Source organism: Paenibacillus sp. FSL M8-0142 (assembly GCF_038597315.1).
In the GTDB taxonomy this organism is placed as follows: domain Bacteria; phylum Bacillota; class Bacilli; order Paenibacillales; family Paenibacillaceae; genus Paenibacillus_AQ; species Paenibacillus_AQ lactis.
This window is the reverse complement of record NZ_CP152008.1, coordinates 704,605-716,944: the sequence shown is the minus strand read 5'-3', so window position 1 is coordinate 716,944 and position 12,340 is coordinate 704,605. Positions and strand designations below refer to the sequence as shown.

At 51.0% G+C, this 12,340-nt stretch carries 10 protein-coding genes and 1 other annotated feature; all 10 genes read right to left on the bottom strand.

Going from position 1 to position 12,340, the window contains the following annotated elements; translation table 11 throughout:
- Positions 1-73: 73 nt before the first annotated feature.
- Positions 74-3,688 (bottom strand): DNA-directed RNA polymerase subunit beta', encoded by a 3,615-nt coding sequence (gene rpoC / locus NSQ46_RS03010; protein WP_007132574.1) that lies wholly within the window; start codon positions 3,686-3,688, stop codon positions 74-76.
- A gap of 94 nt (positions 3,689-3,782) precedes the next feature.
- Positions 3,783-7,328 carry a DNA-directed RNA polymerase subunit beta gene (rpoB, locus tag NSQ46_RS03005; protein ID WP_342576331.1) on the bottom strand — a complete coding sequence of 1,182 codons (3,546 nt, stop codon included), beginning with the start codon at positions 7,326-7,328 and terminating at the stop codon, positions 3,783-3,785.
- 484 nt (positions 7,329-7,812) lie between these two features.
- Positions 7,813-8,415: a class I SAM-dependent methyltransferase gene (locus tag NSQ46_RS03000; RefSeq protein ID WP_251537807.1), complete on the bottom strand. Its 603-nt coding sequence runs from the start codon at positions 8,413-8,415 to the stop codon at positions 7,813-7,815.
- A gap of 203 nt (positions 8,416-8,618) precedes the next feature.
- Positions 8,619-8,981: a 50S ribosomal protein L7/L12 gene (gene rplL / locus NSQ46_RS02995; protein ID WP_007132577.1), complete on the bottom strand. Its 363-nt coding sequence runs from the start codon at positions 8,979-8,981 to the stop codon at positions 8,619-8,621.
- Positions 8,982-9,049: 68 nt separating this feature from the next.
- Positions 9,050-9,553, bottom strand: coding sequence for a 50S ribosomal protein L10 (gene rplJ / locus NSQ46_RS02990; protein ID WP_007132578.1), 504 nt, complete (start codon positions 9,551-9,553; stop codon positions 9,050-9,052).
- A gap of 63 nt (positions 9,554-9,616) precedes the next feature.
- Positions 9,617-9,775 (bottom strand) — a sequence feature (ribosomal protein L10 leader region).
- Positions 9,776-9,846: 71 nt separating this feature from the next.
- Positions 9,847-10,539, bottom strand: coding sequence for a 50S ribosomal protein L1 (gene rplA, locus NSQ46_RS02985; protein WP_213616963.1), 693 nt, complete (start codon positions 10,537-10,539; stop codon positions 9,847-9,849).
- A gap of 88 nt (positions 10,540-10,627) precedes the next feature.
- Entirely contained in the window at positions 10,628-11,053 is a 426-nt protein-coding gene (gene rplK, locus NSQ46_RS02980) for a 50S ribosomal protein L11 (protein WP_007132580.1), read from the bottom strand.
- Positions 11,054-11,130: 77 nt separating this feature from the next.
- Positions 11,131-11,664, bottom strand: coding sequence for a transcription termination/antitermination protein NusG (gene nusG, locus NSQ46_RS02975; protein ID WP_007132581.1), 534 nt, complete (start codon positions 11,662-11,664; stop codon positions 11,131-11,133).
- Between the two features lie 21 nt (positions 11,665-11,685).
- Positions 11,686-11,877, bottom strand: a complete 192-nt coding sequence (gene secE, locus NSQ46_RS02970) for a preprotein translocase subunit SecE (RefSeq protein WP_007132582.1) — start codon at positions 11,875-11,877, stop codon at positions 11,686-11,688.
- Positions 11,878-11,901: 24 nt separating this feature from the next.
- Positions 11,902-12,051 (bottom strand): 50S ribosomal protein L33, encoded by a 150-nt coding sequence (gene rpmG, locus NSQ46_RS02965; RefSeq protein WP_006212941.1) that lies wholly within the window; start codon positions 12,049-12,051, stop codon positions 11,902-11,904.
- Positions 12,052-12,340: the final 289 nt, after the last annotated feature.

Sequence of the window (12,340 nt, the reverse complement as noted above, 5' to 3'; positions counted from 1 at the left end):
AAAAGAAATGGCAGGGAAGGAGCCGAAAGCCGGCTTGATCAAGCAGCCCCGGCTCCTCTCACCTCCATTTCCTTTATTCTACAGAAGCGGTTTCCAGCTCCTGGCTTTCATCGTTCGCATCGTTCTGACCCTCGAATCTCACGTTGCGGTAACGGCTCATGCCTGTTCCCGCAGGGATCAGCTTACCGATGATGACATTCTCTTTCAGACCGAGCAGCTGATCGACTTTACCTTTGATCGCTGCATCTGTCAGGACGCGGGTTGTCTCCTGGAAGGAGGCCGCGGACAAGAAGGAGTCTGTCTCAAGGGAAGCCTTCGTGATACCGAGCAGAACCGGTTTTGCAACCGCTGGCTCTTTGCCGGACAGAATGGCTTCTTTGTTAGCCACTTCGTATTCATGGATATCCACGTAGGAGCCAGGCAGAAGATTCGTGTCTCCAGCGTCGACGATGCGGATTTTGCGCAGCATCTGCCGGATCATAACCTCAACGTGCTTATCGTTGATTTCTACGCCCTGGTTCCGGTATACGCGCTGAACTTCCTGAAGGATATAGTTCTGCACGCCGCGGATCCCTTTAATGCGAAGCATTTCCTTCGGATCGATCGAACCGTCGGTCAGTTCATCCCCAGCTTCGATGTGCTTGCCTTCGCTAACGCGCAGACGGGAGCCATACGTTACGGAGTAGACCTTCGTTTCGGCCTCACCTTGAATTTCAATTTCACGACGGTCTTTCGTTTCGCGGATCTCTTTCACGACGCCGTCGATCTCACTAATGGTCGCTTGACCTTTAGGGTTACGGGCCTCGAAGAGCTCCTGGATACGCGGAAGACCTTGCGTAATATCGTCACCGGCAACCCCGCCTGTGTGGAATGTACGCATCGTCAGCTGGGTTCCCGGTTCACCGATGGATTGAGCCGCGATAATACCTACCGCTTCACCAATCTCAACATGCTTGCCGGTAGCCAGGTTGCGGCCATAACACTTCTTGCAGACGCCATAACGCGCCCGGCAGCTCAGGATGGAGCGGATTTGCACCGACTCCACGCCGGCTTTGACGATTTCGGCTGCTTTATCCGAATCGATCAGCTCGTTGCGGTTAACGATGATCTCTTTTGTCTCCGGATGACGAACCGTTTCAAAGGAGTAACGTCCTTCGATCCGATCGTACAGATCCTCGATAACTTCCTTACCGTCTTGGATCCGGCTTACCGTGAAGCCTTTATCCGTGCTGCACTCGTCCTCGCGGACGATGACGTCCTGCGCAACGTCAACGAGACGACGGGTCAGGTAACCCGAGTCAGCTGTACGAAGCGCCGTATCGGCGAGACCTTTACGCGCACCGTGCGTGGACAGGAAGTACTCGAGTACCGTCAGGCCTTCACGGAAGTTCGATTTGATCGGGAGCTCGATGATACGGCCCGACGGGTTCGCCATCAGACCACGCATACCGCCCAGCTGGGTGATCTGCGATTTGTTACCCCGCGCTTTGGAGTCCACCATGAGCATGATGGAATTGAAGCGGTCCATCGATTTCATCAAGACGTCCGTAATATCGTCTTTCGCTTTCGACCAGATGTCGATGACGCGGTCATAGCGTTCTTCGTTCGTGATCAAGCCACGGCGGTATTGGTTGGTTACCACTTTAACCTTCTCGTCGGACTCTCTCAGAATCTCGTTCTTCTCCTCAGGGACGATAACGTCGGCTACCGCAACGGTAACCCCTGCGCGAGTCGAGTACGTGAAGCCGAGCTGCTTGATCTTATCCAGAATGACAGAGGTTTCTGTCGTATGGTACGTCTCGAAGCAGCGGGCGATAATTTGACCCAGATATTCCTTGCCGACCGCGCCGCTAACCGGAAGACTTTGAATAGCTTCTTGCAGGTTGGCACCCTTTTCGTATACGAAATACTTCTCAGGTGTACCTTGAAGCAGGTTGGTACGGGTCGCCTCGTTGATGTACGGGAAGCTGGCAGGGAAGATTTCGTTAAAGATAATCCGTCCCACCGTCGTAATCAGCATCGCCTTTTGCTGCTCTTCCGTAAAGCTGGTTTTACCCAGAGCCTTAACCGGAATCGCTACACGGGCATGGAGGCCCGCAGTTCCGCGCTGATACGCGGATACCGCTTCGTTCACGCTGCCCAGAATCATGCCGGTACCCTTCTCTTCCTTGTTATCCATGGTCAGATAGAAGGAACCAAGAACCATATCCTGGGACGGCGTTACGACCGGCTTACCGTCTTTCGGGTTCAGGATGTTGCCGGATGCCAGCATCAGGAGACGCGCTTCCGCTTGGGCTTCAGCCGACAACGGAACGTGTACCGCCATTTGGTCACCGTCGAAGTCGGCGTTGTAAGCCGTACATACGAGCGGGTGAAGCCGGATGGCATGACCTTCGACGAGAATCGGTTCAAACGCTTGGATCCCGAGTCTGTGAAGCGTCGGTGCACGGTTCAGGAGAACCGGATGCTCTTTAATGACTTCCTCAAGCACATCCCATACTTCCGGGCTGACGCGTTCTACCTTGCGCTTCGCACTCTTAATATTATGAGCAAGGCCTTTATTGACCAGTTCTTTCATCACGAACGGCTTGAACAGCTCAAGCGCCATCTTCTTAGGAAGACCGCACTGGTACATCTTCAAATAAGGTCCTACGACGATAACGGAACGACCGGAATAGTCTACCCGTTTACCGAGCAAGTTCTGACGGAAACGGCCCTGCTTACCTTTCAGCATGTGGCTGAGGGATTTAAGCGGACGGTTGCCTGGACCCGTTACCGGACGGCCGCGGCGGCCGTTATCGATAAGCGCGTCAACAGCTTCCTGCAGCATGCGCTTCTCGTTCTGTACGATAATATCCGGCGCTCCGAGATCCAGCAGTCTCTTCAGACGGTTGTTCCGGTTGATGACACGGCGGTACAGGTCGTTCAAGTCCGAGGTCGCAAAACGGCCCCCGTCGAGCTGTACCATCGGACGCAGTTCCGGCGGAATAACCGGGAGTACGTCCATAACCATCCATTCCGGATTGTTGCCGGAATTACGGAAAGCCTCGATAACTTCCAGACGCTTGATCGCACGGTTACGGCGCTGCCCTTGAGCCGTGCGCAGCTCTTCTTTCAGGAACTCAAGCTCTTTTTCAATATCAAGATCCTGCAGGAGCTTCTTGACCGCTTCAGCACCCATGCCGGCTTGGAAGCCGTAGCCGTACTTCTCGCGATAGCTGCGGTATTCCTTCTCGGACAACAGCTGCTTCTTCTCCAGCGGTGTGTCGCCTGGATCCGTAACGACATAAGATGCGAAATAAATGATCTCTTCCAGGGATCTTGGGGACATATCCAGCGCCAGACCCATCCGGCTCGGAATGCCTTTGAAATACCAAATATGCGATACCGGTGCAGCCAGCTCGATGTGCCCCATCCGTTCACGACGGACTTTGGCACGCGTTACTTCAACGCCGCAGCGATCACAGACTACGCCTTTATAACGGACACGCTTATACTTACCGCAATGACATTCCCAGTCCTTCTGCGGACCGAAAATCCGTTCACAGAACAGACCTTCCTTCTCGGGCTTCAATGTACGGTAGTTAATCGTCTCCGGCTTCTTAACCTCTCCGCGAGACCACGAGCGGATTTTCTCTGGGGAAGCAAGACCGATCTTCATGTACTCAAAATTGTTAACGTCCAACAAGGAGCAACCCTCCTCAACTTAGTCCTATTTATGTGCTATACAGTCAAGATCACCGCCGCCGCATCATAGCAGGGCGGCGGTGATGAAATGACCGTTATTCCACTCCGACTTCAGCGCCTTCCAAGTTAAGGCTCAGTTTGTCACCTTGAACATCATCTTCATCATCGAGCTCTTTCATCTCGATTTCCTCTTCATTCTCGCTGAGGATCTTAACATCCATACCAAGCGATTGAAGCTCTTTAATCAATACCTTGAACGACTCAGGAACGCCCGGCTCCGGCACGTTCTCGCCCTTAACGATGGATTCGTAGGTTTTCACCCGGCCGACCACGTCATCGGACTTGACGGTAAGAATTTCTTGCAGTGTATAAGCGGCACCATAAGCTTCAAGCGCCCACACCTCCATCTCACCGAAGCGCTGTCCGCCGAACTGAGCTTTACCACCCAGCGGCTGCTGCGTAACGAGCGAGTATGGTCCCGTGGAACGGGCATGGATCTTATCGTCAACCATGTGCGCGAGCTTGATCATGTGCATGACGCCGACCGTAACTTCACGCTCGAAGCGTTCACCGGTACGACCGTCGTAAAGCACGGTTTTACCGTTGCGCTGCATGCCGGCCTCTTCCATCGTATCAAACACGTCGTATTCGTTCGCGCCGTCAAATACCGGCGTTGCAACGTGAATGCCGAGCTGAAGGGCAGCCATGCCCAAGTGAACCTCAAGCACCTGACCGATGTTCATCCGCGACGGAACCCCGAGCGGGTTCAGTACGACTTGAACCGGTGTGCCATCCGGCAGGAACGGCATGTCTTCCTCAGGGAGAATACGGGCAACGACACCCTTATTACCGTGACGTCCGGCCATCTTGTCACCTTCGGAAATTTTACGTTTCTGCGCAATGTAGACGCGAACCAGTTGGTTGACGCCCGGCGGCAGCTCGTCGCCATTCTCGCGAGTGAACACCTTCACGTCAACGATGATTCCGTCACTGCCGTGAGGAACGCGCAAGGAAGTGTCGCGCACTTCGCGAGCCTTCTCACCGAAGATCGCATGCAGGAGGCGCTCTTCTGCTGTCAGCTCGGTAACACCCTTAGGCGTTACTTTACCGACCAGAATGTCGCCTGCGCTGATCTCGGCACCGATGCGGATAATACCGCGCTCGTCAAGGTTCTTCAGCGCTTCTTCACCCACGTTCGGGATATCGCGCGTGATTTCCTCAGGACCAAGCTTCGTATCGCGGGCTTCGGATTCGTATTCCTCGATATGAATCGAAGTGTATACATCCTCTTTCACCAGCTTCTCGGAGAGGAGAATCGCATCCTCGTAGTTGTAGCCTTCCCAAGTCATGAACGCAACGACGACGTTGCGGCCCAGTGCCAATTCGCCAAGTTCTGTCGACGGTCCGTCAGCGAGGATATCGCCTTTCTTGACCACGTCTCCGCGTTTGACGATCGGACGCTGGTTGATGCATGTTCCTTGGTTCGAACGCATAAATTTGTGTAATTTATATTTGATTATATCGCCTTTGACTTCCTGTCCATCCACGGTTTCCACGCGGCGGAGCCAGATTTCGTTGGCGGATGAGCGCTCAATAATCCCGTCGTATTTGGACACAATACATACACCGGAATCTTTAGCAGCCTTGTGCTCCATCCCGGTACCGACAAGCGGTGCTTTCGGAACGAGAAGCGGAACGGCCTGCCGCTGCATGTTCGATCCCATCAGCGCACGGTTGGAGTCGTCGTTCTCAAGGAACGGAATGAGCGCCGTCGCAACCGACACAACCTGTTTCGGCGAAACGTCCATGTAGTCTACACGGTCGCTCGGCATTGGCAGGATATTATCGGACTGCTTATTGTAACGAACGATAACCATGTCATCGGCGAAGGTGCCGTCTTCCTTGAGCTCGGCGTTTGCCTGAGCGACGATGTAGTTATCTTCTTCGTCGGCAGTCAGGTAATCGATTTGCTCGGTGACTTTCCCGGTCTTCGGATCAACCCAGCGGTATGGAGCTTCAATGAAACCATACTCGTTGATGCGGGCAAACGTTGACAAGGAGTTGATCAGACCGATGTTCGGTCCCTCCGGCGTCTCGATCGGACACATACGGCCGTAGTGACTGTGGTGAACGTCCCGTACTTCGAAGCCTGCGCGCTCACGAGTCAGACCGCCCGGTCCCAGTGCGGACAAACGACGCTTATGCGTCAGTTCCGCCAGCGGGTTCGTCTGGTCCATGAACTGAGACAGCTGGGAGCTTCCGAAGAACTCCTTGATCGAGGCGATCACCGGACGGATATTGATCAGCGCCTGCGGCGTAATCACGTTCGCATCCTGGATCGACATTCTTTCACGCACCACGCGCTCCATACGGGACAAACCGATACGGAACTGGTTCTGAAGCAGCTCGCCCACGGAACGCAGACGACGGTTGCCCAGGTGGTCGATATCATCGGTGTTGCCAATGCCATGCAGCAGGTTGATGAAGTAGCTGATGGAAGAGATAATATCGGCTTGCGTAATATGTTTCACCGATTTGTCGATATTGCCGTTTGCAATGACTTTGACCACTTTCCCGTCCTCGATCGGAGAGAATACGTCAATCGTCTGCAGCGTAATATCGTCGCTGTCCATCACACCGCCGGTTACATGGTATTTCTTGAAGCCGACGCTCTTCTCGAGATAAGGCATGATCTCGTCCAAAAGACGACGGTCCACAGTTTGACCTGCTTCCGCAATAATCTCGCCCGTTTCGACGTCGATCAGGCTCTCAGCCAAACGGTGGTTGAAGAGACGGTTCTTGATGTGAAGCTTCTTGTTGATTTTGTAGCGTCCGACATTCGCCAGATCATAACGCTTCGGATCAAAGAAACGAGCGACCAGGAGGCTCTTCGCATTCTCCAGCGTCGGCGGCTCGCCCGGACGAAGACGTTCATAAATTTCGATGAGCGCTTTCTCGGTGGAGTCCGTGTTGTCTTTATCCAGCGTGTTCTGAATATATTCATCATTGCCCAGCAATTCCAGAATCTCGGCATCGGTACCGAAGCCAAGAGCCCGCAGCAGAACCGTTACCGGGATTTTGCGGGTACGGTCGATCCGGACATAAATGATGTCCTTCGCATCCATCTCCAGTTCCAGCCATGCTCCGCGATTCGGGATCACTGTTGCTGTGTAAGTCGATTTACCGTTTTTATCCACTTTTGTGCTGAAATAGACGCTGGGAGAGCGAACCAACTGGCTGACAATAACCCGTTCGGCACCATTGATAATGAACGTTCCGGTTTCCGTCATTAACGGGAAGTCACCCATGAACACTTCCTGCTCCTTGACCTCGCCGGTCTCCTTGTTAATGAGCCGGACTTTTACGCGGAGCGGCGCCGCATAAGTAACGTCGCGTTCTTTCGCGTCATCGACGGTGTATTTCGGTTCTCCAAGGCTGTAGTCAATGAACTCAAGCACCAAATTCCCCGTGAAATCCTGAATCGGCGAGATGTCCTGGAACATTTCGCGGAGTCCTTCCTCCAAAAACCATTCATAAGATTTTTGTTGGATTTCAATCAGGTTCGGAACTTCGAGTACCTCGTTGATACGAGAATAACTGCGCCGAGTGCGTCGACCATATTGAACAAGATGTCCTGCCAACTTAAACTCACCCCTCATGTCTACTCACTTAAAAATTCATTGCGAACCTCTGTTTGTAACACTATAATGGAACATACAGAGCACACACCCATAAATAGAGAAAAGCCCTTATCGAATACCTTTCGAAAAAAGAGCAGCTTATCCATGGTTATGATAATCATCTCATATCTTGTAGATTTGCCTAAAACGTACATATTATACGTCAAGACGACATACTTTATGCATCTTTCCGCACAATAATGCTTGACATTTCAGCAAACTAAAGACAAAGAGACCATCCTAATACTGACATTTTATAATAATACCATATCAGAATACCCAAGTCAACAGCCCATGCTGTATTTTATTTTGCATTTCAAGAGTCTTCGGTATGAAAATCCGTTAAGCCTCTCAGAGGACTCTATCTTCTCCAGAAGTTTCACCTTGCTGACAAGTCCCGTGGAATCAAAGGCCTTCATCCTCGGTGGATCTCGTCATCCTTCGTTCAGGCTTTGGTTGCTTTGAATATCCGATATCCCTTATCCTTCGTCACTTCCTCCACCTGCCCAAACAACGCTTCCAGCTTGGCCTTCGCGGACGGTGCCCCCTGCTTCTTCTGAATCACAACCCACAGCTGGCCGCCCTGGCGCAAATGATTCCATGCTTCCGCAAAAATCGTATGCACCGTTTCCTTCCCGGCACGGATCGGCGGGTTCGTCAACACCACGTCGAACGCTTGATCCTTGACTGCCGCAAACAAATCGCTCTCCAGAATCGTCACATTGGCAATGCCGTTATGCCTCGCATTTTCCCGGGCAAGCTCCACGGCACGGCTGTTAATGTCGATCATGGTTACATGTCCTTGCGGGGCCAGTCTGGCCGCCGTCAGTCCAATCGGGCCGTACCCGCAGCCCACATCCAGCACGGAAGCATCCGGCGCGAATTCCATCGCGTCGATCAGCACCCGGCTGCCATAATCAATGCCGCTCTTGGAGAACACCCCGGCATCGCTGATGAAGCTCAGCGAGTGTCCCCGGAGCTCGGCCTTCAGCTCTTTACGGTCATGTGCGGTTTCCGGCTGATTCGAGTAATAATGTTGATTCGGCATTCTTGCCCTCCTGTAAATCGTAGCACCGTCGTTCCATTATGATCCATAAGATCATAACTGGCCTAGGCGCACTGTCCCTTCATTAACCAGTATGTCCTATCTTTTTTAGAAACAGTATAAAAGATTTCCCGCCACAATAACAAACCCCTTGAACCAAAATTCAAGGGGTTTGTCTCATGCTGACGATTCGGTTATGGAAGCAATTACTTCACTTCTACGGAAGCGCCTGCTTCTTCCAACTTAGCTTTAACAGCTTCAGCTTCGTCTTTGGATACTTTTTCTTTCAATGGTTTTGGAGCGTTGTCAACCAGTTCTTTTGCTTCTTTCAAGCCAAGACCAGTGATTTCGCGAACCACTTTGATTACGTTGATCTTGGAAGCGCCAGCGCTTGCCAGGATTACGTCGAATTCGGATTGCTCAGCAGCTTCAGCTGCACCAGCGCCACCTACAACAGCTACTGGAGCTGCAGCAGTTACACCGAATTCTTCTTCGATTGCTTTTACAAGATCGTTCAGTTCCAGAACAGACATACCTTTAATTGCTTCCAAGATTTGCTCTTTGCTCATTTAAGTTGAACCTCCATTTATAATTAAGATTTAATAGTTGTTGTTACACCACTCGGGCAAGCCCAAGCTTATGCGCTTTGCTCTTCCTTCTCAGCAACGGCTTTAACTGCAAGCGCGAAGTTGCGCACTGGAGCTTGAAGCACGCTGAGGAGCATGGAGAGGAGACCTTCGCGGGATGGAAGTTCTGCCAGAGCCTTGATTTCGCTCTCTCCAACCACACGACCTTCTACTACTGCGCCTTTCAATTTCAACGCTTCGTTCTTCTTCGCAAAATCATTCAGGATTTTTGCTGGAGCGACAGCGTCATTGGTACCAAACGCTACAGCTGTAGGTCCAGTCAATACTTCGTCAAGCTCGGACAGCTCAGCAGCTGCAGTCGCACGGCGAAGCAACGAGTTCTTCAACACTTGGAACTCAACGCCAGCTTCACGAAGCTGCTTACGCAGTTCGGTAACTTGCGATACGTTCAAACCACGGTAGTCCGCAACAACAGTCGTCACGCTCTCGCGCAATTTAGCTGCAATCACCTCAACCGCTTCTTGTTTCGCTTGAATCACTTTTGCGTTTGCCAATGTTTACACCTCCTGGTTGTATTAGTAGCGCTAGGAGCAAATCACTTGCCCCCCGCTCTTCCTACGGGCACTAAAAAAGCCTCCGTAGAATCACGAAGGCCTGATGAATCATCATTTGACCGGAATGTCCGGACAAGCTGCTGACGTTCTATCATAACACCTCGGTAGGAAATTAAGCCTGCTTAGGGCACCTACTGTCTACGGTAAGCATATTCAACTTTAGGGGTCAGTCTCTAAGACTCACAACTGTTACATAATATCAAATGTCCACGACCAAAGTCAATGGAAAAATATTATCTGTAAACAGCTGTGCTCACGCGAGCGCTAGGTCCCATGGTCGAGGAAACAGCGATGCCTTTCAGGTATACACCTTTAGCGGCAGCCGGCTTCGCACGATTCAATGCATCGATGAGAGCTTTGAGGTTCTCATTCAGTTGATCTGCACTGAAGGACACTTTACCGATCGGAGCGTGAATTTGACCTGCTTTGTCCAGACGGTACTCGATTTTACCAGCTTTGATTTCTTGAACAGCCTTGGCAACCTCGAATGTAACCGTACCGGCTTTAGGGTTAGGCATCAGGCCTTTACCACCGAGCAGACGGCCAAGTTTACCGACTTCGCTCATCATATCAGGTGTAGCTACGCAGACATCGAAATCGAACCAGCCTTGTTGGATTTTGTTGATCATGTCCTGATCGCCAACAAAATCTGCGCCAGCCGCTTCCGCTTCCTTCGCTTTTTCACCTTTTGCAAATACCAGAACGCGTTGTGTCTTACCTGTACCGTGTGGCAGTACAACAACACCGCGAACAGCCTGGTCTTGTTTACGAGGGTCTACACCCAAACGCACAGCCACTTCGACAGTTTCGTCGAATTTAGCCGTTGCAGCCTTCTTCACAAGCTCTACAGCTTCCAAAGGCTCATAAGTTGCTTCGCTGTCGATCAGCTTCGCAGCTTCAACGTATTTCTTACCGTGTTTAGCCATGATTGTTTTTTCCTCCTTTGTGGTGTTAGCGGAATTTCCTCCCACATGTTCCGGATGCCACGCATCCGGTTTAACGCTCGATAGACGATTAGTCCTCGATTGTGATACCCATACTGCGGGCAGTACCTTCTACCATCTTCATTGCAGCTTCAACAGATGCAGCGTTCAGGTCAGGCATTTTCGTTTCAGCGATTTGACGCACAGCGTCGCGCTTAACGGTAGCGACTTTCTTCTTGTTAGGCTCGCCGGATCCTTTTTCGATCTTAGCAGCCACGCGAAGCAGAACAGCAGCCGGTGGAGTTTTCGTGATGAACGTAAAGGAACGATCCTCGAATACCGAAATTTCAACCGGGATGATCAGACCAGCTTGATCAGCGGTACGCGCGTTGAATTCTTTACAGAATGCCATGATGTTGACACCCGCTTGACCCAATGCAGGACCTACTGGAGGAGCTGGATTCGCTTTACCTGCAGGAATTTGCAGTTTAACAACTTTGATAACCTTTTTAGCCATGGTTGACACCTCCTTGCATCAATAGTGGTAGCGGACGCGGTTAAACGTCCTCCCACAAGAAACCCGAAGAACGAAATCTATATCTTCTCCACTTGAGTGTAATCCAGCTCAAGCGGGGTTTCCCGTCCAAACATGTTGACGTGAACCTTCAACTTGCTCTTATCAGCCAAAATCTCTTCCACGGAGCCCACAAAATTCGCAAAAGGACCAACCTTGATCCGAACGGATTCTTTGATGTCGAATTCGATCTTCGGTTTCGGTTCCTCCATGCCCATATGCTTCAGAATCTGTTCCACTTCTTCCGGAAGCAAAGGCGTCGGTTTAGAACCGGATCCCGTCGAACCGACAAACCCGGTCACTCCTGGCGTGTTGCGGACAACATACCAAGAATCATCAGTTTGAATCATTTCGACCAAGACATATCCCGGGTAAACTTTCCGCATGACCGTTTTCTTCTTGCCATCCTTGTTTACCACTTCTTCTTCCATCGGAACAAGAACGCGGAATATTTTGTCCTCCATGCCCATGGACTCGACACGTTTTTCCAAATTGGCTTTGACTTTATTCTCATACCCGGAATAGGTATGAACTACATACCATCTTTTTTCCATATCAAGCCACCTGGGACCCTTCTAAATAATCGCTTCGATCACAGCGGAAATGCCGATGTCTATAACCCAAAAATAAATCGTGACAAACACAATGGTGCCTAGAACGATTAGAGTATAGTTCGTCAGTTCTTTACGATTGGGCCAGCGAACCTTTTTAAGTTCCGCCCAGCTTTCAGAGAAAAAGGAAAACAGAGACTTGAAACCACGTTTCACGCCGACTACACCTCCAAATGAAAACTATCTGGTTTCGCGATGAGGAGTTTGCTCGTTACAGAACTTGCAAAATTTCTTCATCTCCATGCGGTCGGGGTGATTTCGCTTGTTTTTGGTGGTTGTGTAGTTTCTTTGTTTGCAGCTTGTACAAGCCAAAGTGATAATTACCCGCATGATGTGCACCTCCCGAAGACGTCCTTCTTCACCAGAAGAACCGATATTGATCCTAGTAGAAACAACCTTGCTTCCTAGGGGGAAGCCTGATTATTTCTGCGAGATGAATAAAACCGCTGTTCCAAGCACTTGTAACAACGATCCATTCATAAAACACGCGAATTTAGGCCTACCTAAAACACTTTATCATATGGATAGAGCCATTTCAAGCCTTTTTCTCTCTGATCGCGGGCTGCAATAAATGCCATTAGCAAGTAAACCGAGGCACCGGTTGTAAAGTTCTTGCAGG